Source organism: Parabacteroides vesiculifaciens (genome assembly GCF_049860805.1).
Taxonomy (GTDB): Bacteria; Bacteroidota; Bacteroidia; order Bacteroidales; family Tannerellaceae; genus Parabacteroides.
Window position 1 is genome coordinate 697,443 of sequence record NZ_CP187555.1, and the last position, 18,036, is coordinate 715,478.

General features: G+C 38.8%; 17 protein-coding genes and 1 pseudogene. 6 read left to right on the forward strand and 12 right to left on the reverse strand.

Translation table 11 applies throughout. The annotated features are described in order from the left end of the window. Nucleotide 1 precedes the first annotated feature (1 nt). Nucleotides 2-493: a three component ABC system middle component gene (locus tag ACPYIV_RS02820; protein ID WP_235334325.1), complete on the reverse strand. Its 492-nt coding sequence runs from the start codon at nucleotides 491-493 to the stop codon at nucleotides 2-4. Continuing rightward, nucleotides 468-1,682, reverse strand: a complete 1,215-nt coding sequence (locus ACPYIV_RS02825; RefSeq protein ID WP_235334324.1) for an ABC-three component system protein — start codon at nucleotides 1,680-1,682, stop codon at nucleotides 468-470. Before ACPYIV_RS02825 ends, ACPYIV_RS02820 begins: the two co-directional genes overlap by 26 nt. A gap of 201 nt (nucleotides 1,683-1,883) precedes the next feature. On the opposite strand from ACPYIV_RS02825, the gene ACPYIV_RS02830 reads away from it, so the two are divergent. From ACPYIV_RS02830 to ACPYIV_RS02840, 3 genes are read left to right on the forward strand one after another with little or no spacing between them, the layout of a single operon-like run. Beyond that, nucleotides 1,884-3,425, forward strand: coding sequence for a DUF3945 domain-containing protein (locus ACPYIV_RS02830; protein WP_235334323.1), 1,542 nt, complete (start codon nucleotides 1,884-1,886; stop codon nucleotides 3,423-3,425). Next, the gene (locus ACPYIV_RS02835) at nucleotides 3,422-3,610 is read left to right on the forward strand and encodes a hypothetical protein (protein ID WP_008766824.1); all 189 of its coding nucleotides are present in this window, start codon (nucleotides 3,422-3,424) and stop codon (nucleotides 3,608-3,610) included. The genes ACPYIV_RS02830 and ACPYIV_RS02835 overlap by 4 nt, the downstream gene beginning before the upstream one ends. After that, nucleotides 3,607-5,688, forward strand: a complete 2,082-nt coding sequence (locus tag ACPYIV_RS02840) for a type IA DNA topoisomerase (protein ID WP_235334322.1) — start codon at nucleotides 3,607-3,609, stop codon at nucleotides 5,686-5,688. Before ACPYIV_RS02835 ends, ACPYIV_RS02840 begins: the two co-directional genes overlap by 4 nt. Nucleotides 5,689-5,791: 103 nt before the next feature. Here ACPYIV_RS02840 and ACPYIV_RS02845 read toward each other — a convergent pair whose 3' ends face one another. The 4 genes from ACPYIV_RS02845 to ACPYIV_RS02860 form a co-directional block, all read right to left on the reverse strand. Further along, nucleotides 5,792-6,313: a dihydrofolate reductase family protein gene (locus ACPYIV_RS02845; RefSeq protein ID WP_007665498.1), complete on the reverse strand. Its 522-nt coding sequence runs from the start codon at nucleotides 6,311-6,313 to the stop codon at nucleotides 5,792-5,794. A gap of 571 nt (nucleotides 6,314-6,884) precedes the next feature. After that, complete coding sequence (locus tag ACPYIV_RS02850; RefSeq protein WP_032533102.1) at nucleotides 6,885-7,163, reverse strand: helix-turn-helix domain-containing protein; 279 nt, start codon at nucleotides 7,161-7,163, stop codon at nucleotides 6,885-6,887. Between the two features lie 12 nt (nucleotides 7,164-7,175). After that, nucleotides 7,176-9,221, reverse strand: coding sequence for a bifunctional DNA primase/helicase (locus tag ACPYIV_RS02855; protein WP_425885432.1), 2,046 nt, complete (start codon nucleotides 9,219-9,221; stop codon nucleotides 7,176-7,178). Next, nucleotides 9,184-9,543 (reverse strand): helix-turn-helix domain-containing protein, encoded by a 360-nt coding sequence (locus ACPYIV_RS02860; RefSeq protein ID WP_373161401.1) that lies wholly within the window; start codon nucleotides 9,541-9,543, stop codon nucleotides 9,184-9,186. The genes ACPYIV_RS02855 and ACPYIV_RS02860 overlap by 38 nt, the downstream gene beginning before the upstream one ends. A gap of 395 nt (nucleotides 9,544-9,938) precedes the next feature. Here ACPYIV_RS02860 and ACPYIV_RS02865 point away from each other — a divergent pair, with 395 nt between their 5' ends. Together ACPYIV_RS02865 and ACPYIV_RS02870 are read left to right on the forward strand one after the other, a co-directional pair. Beyond that, complete coding sequence (locus ACPYIV_RS02865) at nucleotides 9,939-11,288, forward strand: MATE family efflux transporter (RefSeq protein WP_235334319.1); 1,350 nt, start codon at nucleotides 9,939-9,941, stop codon at nucleotides 11,286-11,288. Between the two features lie 28 nt (nucleotides 11,289-11,316). After that, the gene (locus ACPYIV_RS02870; protein WP_235334318.1) at nucleotides 11,317-12,129 is read left to right on the forward strand and encodes an AraC family transcriptional regulator; all 813 of its coding nucleotides are present in this window, start codon (nucleotides 11,317-11,319) and stop codon (nucleotides 12,127-12,129) included. Between the two features lie 38 nt (nucleotides 12,130-12,167). On the opposite strand, the gene ACPYIV_RS02875 is transcribed toward ACPYIV_RS02870, so the two are convergent. The 6 genes and pseudogenes from ACPYIV_RS02875 to ACPYIV_RS02900 form a co-directional block, all read right to left on the reverse strand. Next, nucleotides 12,168-13,016 carry an RteC domain-containing protein gene (locus ACPYIV_RS02875; RefSeq protein WP_373161404.1) on the reverse strand — a complete coding sequence of 283 codons (849 nt, stop codon included), beginning with the start codon at nucleotides 13,014-13,016 and terminating at the stop codon, nucleotides 12,168-12,170. A 58-nt stretch (nucleotides 13,017-13,074) separates the two neighbouring features. After that, a complete protein-coding gene (locus tag ACPYIV_RS02880) occupies nucleotides 13,075-13,680 on the reverse strand; it encodes a hypothetical protein (protein ID WP_235334316.1) in 606 nt (201 codons plus the stop codon). Continuing rightward, nucleotides 13,677-14,825, reverse strand: a complete 1,149-nt coding sequence (locus ACPYIV_RS02885; protein WP_235334315.1) for a GyrI-like domain-containing protein — start codon at nucleotides 14,823-14,825, stop codon at nucleotides 13,677-13,679. The genes ACPYIV_RS02880 and ACPYIV_RS02885 overlap by 4 nt, the downstream gene beginning before the upstream one ends. Before the next feature lie 118 nt (nucleotides 14,826-14,943). Further along, nucleotides 14,944-15,615, reverse strand: coding sequence for a zinc ribbon domain-containing protein (locus tag ACPYIV_RS02890; protein ID WP_425885436.1), 672 nt, complete (start codon nucleotides 15,613-15,615; stop codon nucleotides 14,944-14,946). Nucleotides 15,616-15,663: 48 nt separating this feature from the next. Beyond that, nucleotides 15,664-16,310, reverse strand: a pseudogene (locus ACPYIV_RS02895) (HAD family hydrolase). Between the two features lie 2 nt (nucleotides 16,311-16,312). Beyond that, nucleotides 16,313-16,912: a sugar O-acetyltransferase gene (locus ACPYIV_RS02900; protein WP_235334313.1), complete on the reverse strand. Its 600-nt coding sequence runs from the start codon at nucleotides 16,910-16,912 to the stop codon at nucleotides 16,313-16,315. A 126-nt stretch (nucleotides 16,913-17,038) separates the two neighbouring features. Here ACPYIV_RS02900 and ACPYIV_RS02905 point away from each other — a divergent pair, with 126 nt between their 5' ends. Further along, nucleotides 17,039-17,881 (forward strand): AraC family transcriptional regulator, encoded by an 843-nt coding sequence (locus ACPYIV_RS02905; protein WP_425885439.1) that lies wholly within the window; start codon nucleotides 17,039-17,041, stop codon nucleotides 17,879-17,881. The last annotated feature ends 155 nt before the right edge of the window (nucleotides 17,882-18,036 follow it).

Genomic DNA, 18,036 nt, shown 5'->3' on the forward strand with positions numbered 1-18,036 from the left:
ATCAAAAGGTTATATTATAGTAGGAACATATTTCTTCATCTTCTAGATTACCTAACCAATGTCCTAGTCTTCGTACTGTTTTCAACATTTTATCATAATCTTGTTTTTTAGAAGAATCAGGAATTGATTTTCCTCTGTTGGGTATGAGTTCGGTATTTTCCTTGTCATAAAATAATATAGATGTAGAAAATGCAATATTTAATGACTGAAAAGTTATCTCTGAAAAAGATTTCATCTTTAGAGGTAGAGAATCCCAATTCAAGGTATTGTTATTTAGAGACTTTATCATGCTTCCTAATTTATAGCTTTTTCTATAAATTTCATCAGAAAAGTCTTTAGAAAATGCGATAGGGAGCACCATAAAAGAAAAAGGTAATTTTATACCTCTATTTTTTACAGAATAATATTCCTTTGTAAATTGATAGATAAGATGGCTACCTACAATTGGATTTTGCAAAAGAATAAACTCATCTATTTCCAATATTTGTTCCATATTTATTTATTATATTTTGCCAATTAGGATGCCAGCCAATGAGTAAACTATTAGCTAACTTATGATAACTTCCATTGCTTAGATAACTATATGTTGGTTCTATTCCAGCAAGTTTTCCTTTATATTTTAACGTTTCACAATATACTTCATACCCAATGTCAGCAGGTGTATTTTTATTTAATCGTTTGTGCTTCCAAAAAACTTGTTGCCAATTTTCCTTCAGACTTTCTTCGTATGCAATTATATGTGATTGAGTTATATTTGCATTTAAAGCATATTTATGCTTTTCTTGTTTTGCCCTTAGAAAATCTTGTATTGCTTTTAATTTTTCATCTTCACCGACCTCTATAATATCCAACTGTTTCACAAACGTACTTCCTTTTTCTTTTTCTTGTTCATAGCTTGTAACAGGTATTAAATCAGTAGCTTGTTCTATAAATGGTTTTAGAGCTATTTGTTGTTTTAAAAAATCTCTTTTTCTCCATAACATTTTTGGGGTAAATAGAGAATCTGAATCTTTTTCCCATAATGAAAGACAAGTATTTACAATCCACCCATAGAGAGAATTCATTATATCATAATATGGGATTTCATCATCTTTTAGATGAAGATTTTGGATAATCTGTTCTATAAAATTTTGCCTATCATAATTTTTGTGACATTCACACAATTCTATCCTTTTCAACAAGCCAACAATATCTTCTTTGCTATACTCTTTAAATTTATCAATATATGGCAATAGAGTTTTACTTTTATTGTTATTGGCTATGTTTGTTAGTTCTTGATATGCTGTATTATATATATTTTTATCCACAGAAGCAGATGAAAGGCTTTTTATAATGCTATTTCCTTTACATGATACATTTGTTGCTAATAAAAATTTAGAGTTAGCAACATCTATATTTTTTGTTTTTATCAATGTAAGCCAATTTGTAATTGATTTCCATAAATTTTTATTAGTATTTGAAAAGGGATATTTCTTTTTAATACTTGCTTTATCTTGTTCATAAATTGTTTCAATATTCTCTCCTTGTTGCAAACGAATAACAACATCATCATCTGTTTCGATTGAAACAATCGAATTTTCGGGAGATACACTTAGCCAATAAAGAACTCTGTCTATTTGGTATAAATAGCCATACATTTGTCCTTTTGCTGCATATAAGTAGTCTGATAAAGATTCACCCATAATAGCCTTATTTCTTGTCAATTGCAAATATAATAAAAAATATTTGTTTTATTACATATTCATATTTATGTGCAATGATAAGACAAATGAAGTCATACGAGGACAAATGAAGCCACCCGTTCCCAAATCTTTAAATATACTCTATTTCATCCTTACTTTTACTTTCGAAATTTTTATTTACTCACTAAAATTCAAACAGTTATGGATGTAAACAAAGCCAACCAATCCACCACTGACGAACAGATGATGGATATTCTTCTTGTACTGGATAAGGAGAAAAAGACAATTAGCGCAGTAAAAGGCGTAGATGAAAACGGAGAACTCCAAACCGTACCACCGGAGAACAACAGCGAACTTTTGAAATTCGACCGTCACGGTGATTTCTTCTCCAACTTCTTTTCCAACATGATAAACCAGTTGAAGAACCCGACCCGTTTTAACTTCTTCAAAATTCCTAAGATTGAACTTCACAAAATCGAGCCGATAATCAGGGATAACTTCAATCATCCGACACCTGAAAACGAAGCGGGCATAGAGCGTTACCGGGTAACACCTGAAACCGTGAAACAGGAAGCGAAGAAAGAACAGCAGGAAACCCAAACCCAACAACCACAGGTACAGCAGCCAGCCAAAGAAACGGGAGCAACGGCACAAGCACCACAGCAACCCGACAAAAGCAAGTATGTGATTGACCCGGATAAGGTGGACTGGGAAGCCTTGAAGAACTTCGGTCTATCCAAAGAACAGCTTGAAAAGGCAAAGGCTTTAGAACCCATGTTAAGGGGGTACAAGTCACCCGGTGCGTTCTCCATCGCAGGAAACTACAATTCCGCCATTATGAAACTGGATGCACGCCTGTCTTTTCGGCATGACAAGGACGGGAATGTAGTTTTGGCGATACATGGCATCCGACAAAAGCCGGAACTTGAACGTCCGTTCTTCGGTCACGAGTTTTCCAAAGAGGATAAAGCCAATCTTCTTGAAACGGGCAATATGGGACGGATAGTAAACCTGAAAAACTATATCACAGGAGAAATGATACCCTCTTTTATCAGCGTGGATAAGGTGACGAACGAACTGGTTTCCATGCGTGCAAGCAGCGTCCAGATACCCGATGAAATAAAGGGTGTCAAACTGAACAAGGAACAAAAGGAAGCCTTACGGGAGGGAAAGGGAGTATTCCTTGAAAATATGATTTCCAACCGTAAAAATCCCTTTTCCGCAACCGTTCAGGTCAATGCCGACAAGAAGAGTCTGGAATTTATCTATCCCAATGCCAAACAGTCACAGGAGCAACGGCAGAAACAGGAACAACCGAACAACCTTGTCACCAGTGACGGTGTAACCATCCCCAAGAGCATTTCAGGAATAGAACTGACACGCCAGCAACAGCAGGATTTAGTCAATGACAAAACCATCTTCGTTGCCGGGCTGAAAGACAAGAGAGGGGTCGAATACGATGCTTATATTCAGGTGAACCATGATAAGAAGAAGTTAGGCTTTTATAGTGACAATCCCAGCTTTGACCGTTCCGCCGTGAAAGAGATTACTCCGGCAAGCAAGAACCGCACACAGGTAGCGGTCAATTCGGAGGGCAAGACCAACGAAGCCACCAAAAAAGTGAAAGAACCTTTGAAAAAGGGTCAGGACAAGCCTACTGAAAAACAGAAAACCAAGCAAGATAAAAAGGAGAAGCAGGAGCAGATGAACAACCCCAAACAAAGCAGGGGACGCAAAAGATGATAACGGTATTAATCCTTATCCCGGTTATCGGTTTCGTCCTGTTTCTCTTTGCCTGTTACAAAACGGACTGGAAAACCATAGACGAGCAGAACCAACAATATTATATAGATGGCTATCACATCTACTATGACCGGAAAATCCTAAGACAAAAAGAAGTGGAACAATTAAAATCAAAATTAGAATGATTGCAGTAATCGGAGAAAAACCAAGTGTGGCAAGGGACATTGCCCGCATTTTAGGAGCGAGTGAAAAACAGGATGGCTACCTTTCAGGTAACGGGTATCTCGTTACCTGGGCGTTCGGCCATCTTGTAGGTTTGGCAATGCCGGAAGCATACGGCATACAGAGTTTCCGTCGGGAAAGTCTGCCTATCATTCCGGATAGTTTTCAACTTACACCCCGACAAGTAAAAGCGGAAAAAGGGTACAAGGCAGACCCCGGCGCATTGAAACAGCTAAAGGTAATCAAAGAGGTATTCGACCAGTCGGACAAGATTATAGTCGCCACCGATGCAGGAAGAGAGGGAGAACTTATATTCAGGTACATCTACCAGTATATCGGATGCAACAAGCCCTTTGTCCGTTTATGGATAAGCAGCCTTACGGACAAGGCAATCCGTGAGGGACTGCAAAATCTGAAAGCCGGTAGTCTGTATGATAACCTGTTCCGTTCGGCACAGGCACGCAGCGAAGCGGATTATTTGATTGGAATAAACGCAACACAGGCTTTAAGCGTGGCAGCCGGACAAGGAATATTCTCTTTGGGACGGGTACAGTCACCTACGTTGGCAATGATATGCACCCGCTTTTTGGAGAACAAGAACTTTGTCCCGCAAAAGTATTGGCAACTGAAATTACAGTCGGCAAAGGATAATATAGCTTTTACGGCACTATCCGCAGATAAATACGATATGCAGCAAGCCGCCATCGACACGTTGCAAAGGATAAAGGAAGCGAAAACGGTTCAAGTGAAAACCGTAGAGCGTAAGGAAGTGAACCAAGAACCGCCTTTGCTCTATGATTTAACCACGCTGCAAAAAGAAGCGAATGCCAAACTGAATTTTTCCGCAGACAAAACCCTATCCATTGCACAAAAGTTATACGAGGGTAAACTAATCAGCTACCCCCGAACCGGAAGCCGTTATATATCGCAGGATGTGTTCGAGGAAATCCCGGAACGTCTTGTTAATTTGGAACAGTACGCCCGTTTTGCCGGATATGCTGCCGGGATGAAAGGCAAAACCTTAAATTCCCGTCCCGTGAACGATGGCAAGGTAACAGACCACCACGCCTTGATAGTAACGGAAAACCTGCCCGGTAAACTGGAAGCGGACGAACAGGCAATCTATGAACTGATAGCCGGAAGAATGTTAGAAGCCTTTTCTGAAAAATGCGTCAAAGACGTTACCAGTATAATGCTGGAATGTGCAGGCTCACTTTTCACGGTCAAAGGGTCTGTAACCAAATCTGCCGGATGGCGTGCCGTATTCGGTGAGAAAGAGGACGGGGAAGATAACACCGCTTTACCCGCCATGCAGGACGGAGATAGTTTACAGCTTTCCGGCATTGAACTGTTGGAGAAACAGACCAAGCCCAAGCCGTTACATACGGAAAGCAGTTTGCTTTCTTCAATGGAAACAGCGGGTAAGGAACTGGAAAACGCCGACCTGAAAGCCAGCATGAAAGATACGGGTATCGGCACGCCCGCAACACGGGCAGCCATCATCGAAACGCTGTTTTCCCGCCAGTACATCATCCGGGAGAAAAAGAACCTTGTCCCGACCGAGAAAGGGCTTGCCGTTTACAACATTATCCGGGATAAGAAGATAGCAGACGTTGAAATGACGGGAATGTGGGAAAACACGCTTGCCAAAATAGAAAGCGGAGAAATGAACCCCGACACGTTCCGCAAAGGCATCGAAGTGTACGCACGGCAAATTACGGCTGAACTTTTGGACGTTCAGCTTTCTTTCGCTTCGGGTAGTGGTTGCATTTGTCCCAAATGCAAGACCGGACGCATCCTTTTCTATCCGAAAGTCGCCAAATGTTCCAATGTGGATTGTTCCGTTACCATCTTTCGCAATAAGAGCGACAAGCAGCTAACAGACAAGCAGATTACCGAACTGGTGACTACCGGGAAAACCGGGCTAATCAAAGGCTTTAAAAGCAAGAACGGCAAAGTCTTTGACGCTTCACTTACCTTTGACGAGCAGTTTAATGTTACTTTCGTGTTTCCTGAAAAGAAAGGTAAGCCGAAGAAGTAAAACGAAAATCGCTATATTTGCCACAGAAAGTTTCATTATAGATAGATTATAATTGAAATTTTTGTGGTTGAAGCACCCGGAGGGACACCGGGTGCTTTTTTAATCATTCTCCTTTATACTGGTAGGTCAGGCAAACGACCTGATTATCCAGTATCTTGTTTTGGGTCAGTTCCCACTTCGACCCGAAAGTTTTACCTATAAACTTGATACCGTTCCCCAGCATGACCGGGATAATATATAGCGTTATTTCATCAAGCAGGGACGCTTCAATCAGGGATGTTATGAACTTACCGCCGCCGATAACCTGAATATCGGTTTCCGAACTTGATTTAAGTTCATTGACCGCACGTAATGGCATATCAGTAAGAAAGCTTACATTCTCCTTTTCCGACACATTGGTATCGTAGTGGGACACTACAAAAGTTTTTTTGCTTTTGTACGGCCATCCGCCCCAATGTTCAAAAATATAGGTATAGGTATTAACTCCGGCAAGCAATACACCCGGCTGTTCGTAGGCTTCCGAAATCTCCTTTTTGACGTTTTCAGGCATCCAGTCCAATTCATTATCCTTTGTGGCTATGAAACCATCAAGAGAAACGGCAATACAAGTTTTTAAATGTTTCATAATTGAGTATTTAACAGTTACTTTTTATAAACTGTTCGCCAGTACGCCAAAAAAGGGGGCAATCCGAAAACCCTGTGGGTGATAAGCATGACCTCTGAGTTACAATGCTGACGTCCAATCAGGTGTTCGTCTGATGTGCTTGATTTATAATACTTTGGAAGGATGTATGTTTTTAGCATTGCAAACTTTAAATGTTTCTCAAATATTATACCCACATACTTTTTGGCTTGACCCCAAAAAAGAAGCGTGAACTTACACTGCTTCAAAGTAGAGGTACTGGCATACCTTAATGACGAAACAGGCAAGCCCACGCTATGTTGAAACATAGCATAGACATTGCGCTGAAAATCTCGTCATTATTGAAAAGTGCCAGTTTTCTACTTTGAGACGTTCTGCGAACGAATATGTTATATATAAAGGCGAAATCACAGGTTACCGTTCAATCGCCGTTATTTTCTTATGTAACTTTTGCAAAGTTAGCCAAATCCCTGAAAAGTCCGGCATACAATAAAAGAAAATCCTGCCTTATCTCACGACAAAACAGGATTGAAAGCCATTAGAAAAGAAAAAATTAATCGGTTTTTTCTCGGATTAACTTGTGTACGTCCGTAGCACGGTAATAACACCTGCCATCCAGCATAAGGAAAGGGAGTATTCCCTTTTTTCGGTAACGGGTCAGTGTTCGGGGAGCTACTTTCAGAAGCAGGCACAAGTCCTGATTATCCAGCAGTTCTTCCCCGTCCAAACAATTACGTCCTTTTATTACCCGGTCTATCTTCTTGTCCTGCATATCGAACCTATCCATGATACGTTCCATCCATGCGGTAAAAACGTCTTTATCTATATACATAAGGCTGCCTGATTAAATTAAACCAATCATAAAATAACTTTGGTTGGACGGGTCTTTGATGATAATGTCCCGTTCCCGCATGAAGCGGATATAACTTTTTGCGGTGCGTTCTTTCACATCCAAAATTTGCTGTATCTGTTCGCACAAGTCTATATAGGTGATATGTTCCTGTCTGCCGAACACGTCACGGGCAACCCCGACCAGTTCCTTTTCCTTGCGTTTCTCTTTTTCCTCTCGTGGCTTTTCTCCTTTGTAAAGGTGCATTCCGGCTGTTTTATCCCATGCGAACAGCATCAAAGGAACATCCAATGGGCTACCATCCCTTATTTTCAGAGCTTTTACTACTGATTGCGTAGGGTCTTCATCCTTTTCGATGGAAAGGATAGTTGCCGCCTTACGTTGTAATTCCGAACCTAAATGCCCCCGCAGCTTCAATCCATTGGGTACAAAATGCAGCACGCAGAGAATACAGGTATTATAAATTCCTGCCAGTCGGTATAGTTCATCTATCACTGCCACACTTTCCACTTCATCATTGGCACTCTTTACAAGGTCGGCGATGCCGTCAATAACTACCAACTGGATGCCGCCATACTGGTAATAGAATTTATCCATACTTTGAACAATGGCGTGCAGTCGTTCTTTGCGGGACATACCTGTCAGACAAAATGCTTTCAGTTCTTCCGGTTTGGTTAGTTGCTTCGCACGTGCCAGCAGGTTACTTACATTCTTGAACAGTTGTACTTCGGATTGTTCCGTATCATAAAGTAATACCGCTTTATGTTTGCTGTTGGCGGCTATCTGTATGCCAAGCGTATCTACTTCCTTATCCGGTTGGCAGATGCAGCCTGCCACAATTGCGGCTACATAATTGCTCTTGCCCGTTCCCTCGCCTCCGGTGATGCCGAACAGGTTGCCTTGTGTTCCTAACGGAACGTCACCCGCCGAAATAATCTCTTGCGCTTTGGCGGGCGGGTTGTTGAAATCTATCTCGCACGATTTTAGCATAATCAATGTGTCACTATATAGGTTGTCTAAAAATTCGATAAACAGTTTCAGGAAATCTTTACGGGTGTTCCCGGCTTTGAAGTAGTCGGAAATATCCTTTTCCTCTTTCGTCCCCGGAAGCGGCAGGAGCAGACGTTTCACGCCAAATTCTTCCAATAGCTTTTCCTGCTTGCGTGCGCTTTCCCTGCCTGTCTTGTCCGTATCATAGAGCAATACAATATGCTTGAAGCGGAATGTCAGCCGATAAATCAGCGTGGGCGGAACGGTCACCGTTTCACTGTTGAAGCAGATAGCGTGAAATCCGTGTGCCGCCAAAGAAAGCACGTCTTTCTCACCGCCCGTGATAAACAGGGTATCACCTTTGGCGGGCAGTTGCTCCAGCCCGAAACAATAATTCTCACCGAAGCTGCCACCGTAGAGGAAACGGGGCGTGGAGAACGGACGGTACAGCTTGATATACTGTTTGCCCTTGTAACCATACATGGGTTCTGTCACCGATGAAACATAGGTGTATGGTTTCCCCTCTGCCGTTTCGCTGTTATACTCCCGGAGTGAACAGACCTTGTAATGCTCCAGCAGTTCAGGCGTGATACCATATTGTTGCCAGTACATCAGTTCTGCAAGCGGAAACTTCTGTTCCCGGAACTGGTAGGGCTTGACAGGCTTTTCGGGTGCTTCTTCGGTTTTGTCTGCTACATTCCGATTATTTACCGTTGTAGGAATAGCTATCGAAGTTCCTGCCGCCAGTCCCAGCCCCAAATCCCGGTCGATAATCTCCAGTATCTCCACAAAGTCAGCTGCCCGGTTACAGTCCAACCCTTTTAACTGCCCCACGAAGAAAAAGCAGTCGCCGCTGTAATTGTCGTTACCGAAGTCCTTCATCTTGTACATACCGCTATGGCGGTCGAAGTAGATATTACACGATGCTTTCCTGTCCTGATAGAGCGGGTTAAGAAAATGCCTGCCTATACGCCAGTCACCGGGTAAGTAATGTTTGAAAACGAGCAGACCGTTATTTGTCCTGCTTAGTATTTCTTCTTTCCTTAACATATTTCTGATGATTGGTTATCAGTTCGTTTATACACTCCTTGTCACGCTTAATCAGGCGTTCTTCCAACATTCGCTTGACTTCCTTAATCTTATAGAAGTAATGTCCCTTGATGTCGGAGTAAGAAATCATTCCTGCCGCCCGCAGGCGTTGCAGGGTTCGGTCACTGATTTTCAAGAAAGTACATACTTCGTAACTGTCCACCCAAATTTCATCTTCATCGGTTTTGTATTCGTCCAAGTGATTGAAGATGTAATCGGCAATGGCGGTAATCTTGTTGTCAAGTTCCTTGTAGGCTTTTGACTCAAATGTTATAATCTCCATAATGCTAACTTATTGATTTGCTGCAAAGTTCGGCAGAAGAAATAATCTAAAAGTCATGGTTGTACCTATCATGGTATTACTTTTTTTAGGCTATTTTGGGGGAATGTCGGTGTAAAAACTCCCAAAAAAATATCATTTTCAAAATATATTCCACCATAAAAAGGAAGTACCATATTGGGGTGAACATGGTAATTCTACATATTGGAATACAGAAATTTATAGTTCATATCATTTTCATCCTTTTTTGAACCAACGTGAAATTGTCAAGAAACGGTTGCTAATATCTTGTAAGTATCGTATTTGCTTCTTTGATGCCATATAAAAACATCCATGTCGTTTTTATACAATTTAATGCGAACCAAGTGAAGTAACTTTGCCGGATAAATGAAATGAATATGAATATTACTTATATATCAATTTATAAAACCAGTCTGCCTGTATTGGTTAGTTTATTAATGGAATACTTAATAGGTTTTACTGATACAGCCTATTTAGGAAGAGTTGGAGAAACTGAATTGGCTGCATCAGCTATAGCTGGTACTTATTATATGATTATATACATGATTGGATTTGGATTCAGCATAGGAGCGCAAATCTTAATAGCCCAATATAATGGAAACCAACAGTATAAAGAAGCTGGAAAAATTCTCTCACAAGGCATATTGTTTTTGCTGATAATTGCGGTAATAGTAATATTGTTTTCTTCTATAATTTCACCAATTATATTAAAATCAATTATAGATTCTGAATCTGTACTCCAAGCTGTTTTACAATATCTTGATTGGAGAATCTATGGTTTCTTTTTTTCTTTTACAATTATCATGTTTAGAGCCTTTTATATCGGAATAATACACACTTCCGCATTAATGCTCAATTCTATAACTATGGTAGCAATTAATGTTATTCTGAATTATATCTTAATATTTGGAGCATTAGGTATTCCCGCATTAGGCATTTCTGGAGCAGCCATAGCGTCAGTCATTTCCGAAGCGGTTGCGGTAATTCATTTTATCATATATACCCAAAAGAACGTAAGTTCTTGCAAATATGGATTAAAAAGGCGAATAACCATAGATTGTACAATATTAAAAAAGATACTATCTATTTCTATTTGGATGATGTTACAGCATGGATTAGTATTTGGCAGTTGGTTCGTTTTTTTCATTACAATAGAGCATTTCGGGGAGAGGTCATTAGCTATTACGAATATTGTGAGAAATATTTCGTCCTTTCTTTTTCTTTTCGTACAAGCTTTTGCATCTGTTGTTAGTTCTTTGGTTGGAAATCTCATAGGAGAGAATAAAGGTAACTCTATCCTATATGTATGTAAAAAAGTAATATTCTTATGTTACATGACTATTTTGCCGATAATGGTACTGTTCCTGTTTTTTCCATCATCTGCTTTGCGTATTTATAGTGACAATACAGTATTGGTGTTTGAGGCTATCCCTACATTAAAAGTTATGCTAACTTCTTACTTGATAGCTGTACCTACATTCGTATTTTTTAGTGCAGTTTCGGGAATAGGTCATGCTGTCACTTCTTTATTGATAGCATTTATATCCTTAGTCGTTTACATAGTATATGTGGAAACAATTAGTCATTTTAGTTCGAGTGTTCCACTATTGTGGACATCGGAGCATATTTACTTTTCATGCGTGTTTATACTTTCTCTTTATCATATTCACCATTGGTGGATGCGCTTTATCAATCAAGACAAAAAATTAACCACTAATATTTCTTAGAATTAGAGTTGATAATTATCTTTGTTATATGTATAAAGAATATTCCCCATGTAGCATATTAGCTCCTTTTATCTATCACTTTTGGGAATATAAAGGAGAAACAAGAAGTGGATTGAAATTCAACATTCCACCTCATGGTTGTTCTGATTTTGTTTTCATAGTGGGTAATGCCGCAGATTGCATCAGGAATAGCTTGATAATGAAGCCTTATCATTCCTATTTCTTTGGACCGATGAATACATTTACGGAATTGGTTGCTCACACAAACTTCATTCATATTATAGGAGTACGGTTTCGCCCATGCGGGCTTTTTCGATTTATAGATATTCCGCTAAACGAATTGACAAATCAAGGAATTGATAGCCAAGAATTTCCAGTCCTTTTTAGTCAATCTTTCATATATCAACTCTGCGAATCCAATCAAAATCCAATTGATACTATTGAATATGAGTTGGTTAGACAAGTGTACAAAAACAACACGGATACAGAAAAGCAAATATCTTATGCTGTTTCCTTGATTAGTAGGCAGAAAGGTATTGTTTCGATTAAGGAATTGGCAACAGAAGCATGCTTATGCCTACGACAATTTGAGCGGAAGTTTAAATTTTACACAGGTTATTCGCCCAAAGAATATAGTAGAATCGTCAAGTTTTGGAACGCTATTCACCTTTTAAAATCCAATACTTCATTCGATAACTTTTTGTCTGTTGCTATCCAAGCGGGATATTATGATACACCGCACCTATATAGGGAAGTAAAAAGGCTTTCAGGTAATACACCCAATGCTTTTCTTTCACTCCCAACAAATGAAAAAGTAGAAGTGTTGCATTTTGAATTATAGAAATACAGCAACAATGCTTTTTGTAATTATTTGTTGTGCTAACATTTCATATCATCTTCGTTCATCCGCTTAATCAGACTATCTATAAGATGATGAAGATATGCCGTTCGGTCTTTTCTCTCTTTCATAGCTATATAAGAAGCGTAATAATCCCCTAAATCAATATGGAATATCATGCTAAGGAAATTCATCATTTCTTTTATCTCCACATTGCCATTGTTTATGTCGCCCGAAGATACAAGCGAATATCCCAGTTCGATAAGATATGCCTTTTTGCCTGTAAAACGGAACGGATATTTGAAGCATTTCTGTAAATAGTCTTCTATCTGATTATTAGTTCCCAGTTTCACCAATCGTTTATTCAGGTAGATACGTAGCATTTCATTGGCGATAATCTTTGCCACTTTATAATCATATCCGGTTGAGAAATTAGGGTCTTTGTCAAACTGTGCGCTATCAGTACATAACCGCAAATCAGCTTTTCCACGTACAAAGTAATATTCATCGTACACAGTGGAATGTGAACGGTAATATTGGTAAAAGTCCAAATTGCGATTGAAGAAATAAGTCAGATTATCCAGTTCCCGATTGATATAATTTCTAATTGCTTCATCGCTACCATTAGGGCATTGCGTTTCAATCTTGTATATCTTATAGAAAAATAACAACCGCCCGAGTATCTCCGGTTTCTGTGTCTTGAAAAATAAGATTTCATCCTCTTTGGTTAGAAATACATAAGTCTGTATTTTCGTTCTCAAATCATTAAGAACTGTTTGCAGCCTATGTACCATTGAAAGAGAAGTTTCGATAATATTATAACCGTAGAGGTCGATTTCCGAAATATCAGCCTCTACTTGCTCTAATATCCTATCTACTACCTCTTTCATTGTATAAACAGCTTATTTCATTTATGCTATTATCCGGCTCTACTTCTTTTTTATTCGGTTATTGTTCTTTTGATATATAAGGAGGATAATCTTCTTTAGACAATCTCTTTTCCAATGTGTCAGGGGATATATCCCAAAGCGTTGGCAAATATTCAAATATGACTTTCCCGTTATCAAGATAAAAACGAACTTTGGAATTAAAGGCGACTGGTTTATATTTATCTTCTCCTATGGGATTATCTCTATATAGCAATTGATTTTCTTGCCATTTCAGTTCTTTCCCGTCAAAAGTCACATCAAATATTCCACAAACTACAGCTTCCATTGTGGAATCTTGAACTGTTGTTGAAACACAACGCATATAACCTGTGATTTGCTTTGTGCTTTTTCGCATTGCCAATTCATAACAAAACACACTTGTTCCTGTATAATCTTTGGCTATGGTGGTTCTTGCTCCTTTATCATCCAAATTGTAAACCAATTCTTGGGTGACAGTTGTCATATTGAACTTAATGCCGTTTTCTGTTGTCACCAAATTTGAGAATGTCATTTTATCGCTATACACGCCTTCTAAATTTCCGTTCTCTAATTTATAAACTGCACCAGTAAGCAATGTTTTGCCAATGATATTCTCTCTTAAAAATTGAATTATTTCGTTTTTCATTTTATCTTTTGTTTTGCTTCAATGGGTAAATAAATTTCTGTAACCAATTCATCCGTGCTTGTTTTATTGGGAGTATTGGCATATATTTCAAAGGTCATTTGTTCTCTTAGACGGTACTTGCTATTTGGTAGCCAATCAAGGTAAACACTCCGGTAAATTTTATTTAATTCATGGTTGCCCCCTTTTATATTAAATACAGAATATAACCCTGCTTGTATGTTCAAAGTCCCAAAACCTTTAGGGACTTCCATTGAATAAGGAACAGTTATCCCTATCAAAAATCGGCATTTATCTATTTCCGTAATATCAAGACTATCCAAACTGATACTAACGTATTTGAAACCTTTATCTGTCAGATTGTATTTCTTGGCAAATTCTATTATCTGCCCCCACAAAGTAGAATATGCTTGCTTATTTCTATGTGTTCGCTCAAATTTCAAATATGCAACTTTGAATTCTTTAATCCTCTTTATTGAACAGTCAGGCTGTTTTATAATTTTGTTTTCATAAGCAACATTTGAATATGTTTTCCTGAAAGCAGGGATAGACATTTGAAAATGCTTTTTAAATGCCCTTGATAAAGTATGTTTATTGTGAAAATTTATCTGTTCAAGCAGTTCCGATACCCTTGTATTTGTTGAAATAAGTTTGAAAGCAATATATTCCAACCTTAACCTCTGAATATAATCACCGACATTCTCTCCTACAACATCTTTGAATACTCTCCGAAAGTGATATATCGACATACAAGCGATATGAGATAAATTGTCAGAGTTTAAGTCCTCAAATAAATGCCGATTGATATATTCCTGAACATTTATTATAAGGGCATAGTGTATATGGGCAGTGTTTATTTTTTGCTTCCACCGCTTTAGATTAGGCAATCTGTCGGATAAAACATTTCTTAATTCCTCGCTTTTATAATTAGTACCTGCAATTTGATTATAGGAATCGGGGAAAAGCCCCCAAAGATAAATGAGGTATTCCATTGAGAAATCAAAAAGATATTTGCCGGAGTTTAAACAACAGGAACAAAATTCCTGATTGAGTGTACCATCAGAATTTGTTCCATATTCTGAAATACCCTCAATGTCTAATGGCATACCACAACTTTGGCAATATTTCTTTTCGTTATCTATATCCATAGTTCTCTTATTTGAAAGCAAATATACGGAATAAGCCAGAGAAAAAGTTACCCTAAATAGCTATTCTTGTTTTCGTATGATAAGACAAACTTTTCATACGAAAACAAGAATGGCTACATTATAACACGATGCGCTCAAATTTCCTGTCTATCCACAAAACTGCTTCTTCCGTATGGAAACAAAGAATGCAATAATCCGGGTCGTTTACACCTTGCGGGAAATAGTGTAGCATATAATCTTGCCAAAAGGTCTGACGGGTTTCCGCATCAGTAAGTATTTCTATTTTTCCGGTTAGAGTAACACTGTCTGCTTCGTGAACAAAGCAAACTCCGGCTTTTGAATTTTGTCTGATATGTTTTACCTTTTCTGTGGATAAGGCTGTTGTCATCCATAAAGTTGATATATCGGTATGGCGCAATAGGTCGATAGCTACCGGGCGAGGACAACCATTTTCACTGATAGTGGAAAGTGTGATGTAGCCGCATTGTTCAAGTACCCATTCAGCCTGCTGTCTGATAGGCATCCAGCGTTTAAGCGTAGGCAGGAACTTACGTAGTCCTTCGATAGCTTCTTCTTTGGTAAAATTACTTCCTGACGCTTCGTTAAATGCAGCCAGACTTTCGGGTTGGGTATTCAGTTCGATTTGTTCCTCCAATGAATTGTTGGTGAAAAATCCTTTTTGGAAGCAGTGGCAGCAATATTCAGTACACAAACATCCGTTACCGTGAGTTCCTAACAAATCATCAGTGGGCATAGACATGCCACAACTTTGGCAAATTCTCTGTTTCATATTGTTCTGTTTTAATTGAGTTGATAAAATTCACTGTAAATAAGACAATCATGTTTTTATATTAAGATATTTGAATAAGGACGGTATCGAATAAAACACATTTTTAGGGTTACTGTTTTCTAAAGCTGTCACTTCATTTTGTGGAATACTCCAAGCGGCAGACAGACACATCACATTGGCTTTCCTGCACTCCGTTATATCTGAAAGTGCATCCCCGACATATACAATTTCATTTGCAGCCAAATGATAATCATGCAAGAGTTCTTTCAATGCTTCCGACTTGATGTTCCTTTCTGCGTTTCCCGTAATGACTTTTGCAAAAGAATCCTTCATATTGAATTGCTTTAAGGTTATATCACAACTGTTTATCCCCTTTCCGGTGATAAGTGCCACAATGATACCCTTTGCTTTAACAAGGCTATCAACTCACGTATTCCCTCAAAAGGTGTCGGACACATTTCTTGATGCAATTCCTTATAAATCACATAAAAGTCATTCAATGCCTGTTGCCGATAGGGTTCATCAACGACACACCCAATCATACCTTCTTCATTCAAACCAAAAGTATGAACCATTTCTTTATCCGACAATTCATGTCCGATATATGGTTGTGTGGCTTTCTTGAAAGCCTGTATGCACATCGGCAAGGTATTGCCTATCGTGCCGTCCAAATCGAAAGCGACTAATTTAATCATGGCTATATGGAAGTATTGATTTCCCGAATTACTTTACATGGATTTCCTACGGCAAGGCTGTTTGCCGGAATGGATTTGGTGACAACACTTCCCGCTCCAATAACGCTTCCCTGACCGATAGTAACACCCGGCAGGATAATGACACCGCCGCCAATCCAACAACCGTCCTCAATGGTAACAGGCAAGGCATACGTGTGACGGATATATGCTGTCCCGTCCTCCGTTTCTGTCGGTGTTAGCCGCTCATTCAATTCAACAGGGTGGGTAGCCGTATAGATTTGCACATTGGGGGCTATCAATACATTGTTGCCGATAATGATTTTGTTGCAGTCCACAAAGGTGCATCCGGTGTTTATGCTGACATTATTACCTATGCTGATGTTACAGCCATAATCGCATATAAAAGAATGTCCTACTGAAACTTTCTTGCCAACGCTTTCAAACATTTCTTTCAATAGCGCATACTTTTCCTCTTTATAATCATACGGCAATGAATTGTATTTCAGCAACAATTCATGCGTCTTTCTTTTAAACCCCATAAATACGGGAGCATGACAATCATACCATTCGCCCGACAAGCATTTTTCCAATTCTGTTTTCATACCTCATCCTAATAAAAGTTACTGCTTCATCTTATTTGTGGCAAAGTTATACATATCCGAGCGTAAATATATGTATTATTTTTCTTTTTATTTGTATCTTTACGTCCTAATAGAAAAATTCACAAAATGAAAAGGGAAAATCTACACCAACCGTTTGAAATCTGTTTCAGTGAACTGGACGAATCACAATTAAAGGAACACGACCATACTTTTTTTGAACTGGTCTATATTCTATCGGGAACAGGTATTCAGTGGATAAACAACAACAAATTTCCATATCATGACGGGCATCTTTTCATGATTACTCCCGGTGACATACATTCTTTCGACATTCACACTACGACAAAGTTCGTATATATAAAGTTCAATGACATCTACATTCATTCGGCTGTTTTTGGGGCGGAGAACATTCAACGGCTGGAATTTATATTGCAACACGCCAATCACCGTCCCGGCTGTATATTACGTAATCAAACCGATAAATTGCTGGTAAAACCTATGATAGAAGCGATTATCCGTGAATATGTGAATAGGAATATATACAGCAGTGAAATTATTACGCAGTTAATCAACACGATTGTTATTGTTGTTGCCCGTAACATTACTATGTTCCTGCCTGAACAGATAGATGAAAATTCAGAAGAAAAGTCACTGAACATCTTGCAATATATCCAATCCAACATTTGCTATCCCGAAAAGATAAAAGCCAAAGCGATAAGCCAGCATTTTGGTATTTCACCCAATTATCTTGGGAGATACTTCAAAAAGCAGACCAACGAAACCATGCAGCAGTATATCTTAAACTATAAGATGAAAATGGTGGAAAGTCGGCTTTTACACAGCGAAATGAGAATTAGCGAGATAGTAGAGGAACTGGGATTTACGGATGAAAGCCATTTGAATAGGCTATTTAAGAAATACAAAGATTGTAATCCTACTGATTTTAGGAAGAAGCATAGGGGGCAATAAAGTTCTTTTTTTAGTGCAAGGTGCAAGTATATATATAAATATAGCTTGCACCTTGCACTAACCGCAGAATATTTATATTCAATGATTTGCGTATTTTAAAAACAAGTTGTATCTTTGAACCGAAGTTTTAGGCAGACAATGAACAGCCAAAGGAC

Bases quoted from the DNA above. Each gene is read 5' to 3' on its own strand.
- ACPYIV_RS02820 (WP_235334325.1), bottom strand. From the start codon at position 493: ATGGAACAAATATTGGAAATAGATGAGTTTATTCTTTTGCAAAATCCA.
- ACPYIV_RS02825 (WP_235334324.1), bottom strand. From the start codon at position 1,682: ATGGGTGAATCTTTATCAGACTACTTATATGCAGCAAAAGGACAAATG.
- ACPYIV_RS02830 (WP_235334323.1), top strand. From the start codon at position 1,884: ATGGATGTAAACAAAGCCAACCAATCCACCACTGACGAACAGATGATG.
- ACPYIV_RS02835 (WP_008766824.1), top strand. From the start codon at position 3,422: ATGATAACGGTATTAATCCTTATCCCGGTTATCGGTTTCGTCCTGTTT.
- ACPYIV_RS02840 (WP_235334322.1), top strand. From the start codon at position 3,607: ATGATTGCAGTAATCGGAGAAAAACCAAGTGTGGCAAGGGACATTGCC.
- ACPYIV_RS02845 (WP_007665498.1), bottom strand. From the start codon at position 6,313: ATGAAACATTTAAAAACTTGTATTGCCGTTTCTCTTGATGGTTTCATA.
- ACPYIV_RS02850 (WP_032533102.1), bottom strand. From the start codon at position 7,163: ATGTATATAGATAAAGACGTTTTTACCGCATGGATGGAACGTATCATG.
- ACPYIV_RS02855 (WP_425885432.1), bottom strand. From the start codon at position 9,221: ATGTTAAGGAAAGAAGAAATACTAAGCAGGACAAATAACGGTCTGCTC.
- ACPYIV_RS02860 (WP_373161401.1), bottom strand. From the start codon at position 9,543: ATGGAGATTATAACATTTGAGTCAAAAGCCTACAAGGAACTTGACAAC.
- ACPYIV_RS02865 (WP_235334319.1), top strand. From the start codon at position 9,939: ATGAATATTACTTATATATCAATTTATAAAACCAGTCTGCCTGTATTG.
- ACPYIV_RS02870 (WP_235334318.1), top strand. From the start codon at position 11,317: ATGTATAAAGAATATTCCCCATGTAGCATATTAGCTCCTTTTATCTAT.
- ACPYIV_RS02875 (WP_373161404.1), bottom strand. From the start codon at position 13,016: ATGAAAGAGGTAGTAGATAGGATATTAGAGCAAGTAGAGGCTGATATT.
- ACPYIV_RS02880 (WP_235334316.1), bottom strand. From the start codon at position 13,680: ATGAAAAACGAAATAATTCAATTTTTAAGAGAGAATATCATTGGCAAA.
- ACPYIV_RS02885 (WP_235334315.1), bottom strand. From the start codon at position 14,825: ATGGATATAGATAACGAAAAGAAATATTGCCAAAGTTGTGGTATGCCA.
- ACPYIV_RS02890 (WP_425885436.1), bottom strand. From the start codon at position 15,615: ATGAAACAGAGAATTTGCCAAAGTTGTGGCATGTCTATGCCCACTGAT.
- ACPYIV_RS02900 (WP_235334313.1), bottom strand. From the start codon at position 16,912: ATGAAAACAGAATTGGAAAAATGCTTGTCGGGCGAATGGTATGATTGT.
- ACPYIV_RS02905 (WP_425885439.1), top strand. From the start codon at position 17,039: ATGAAAAGGGAAAATCTACACCAACCGTTTGAAATCTGTTTCAGTGAA.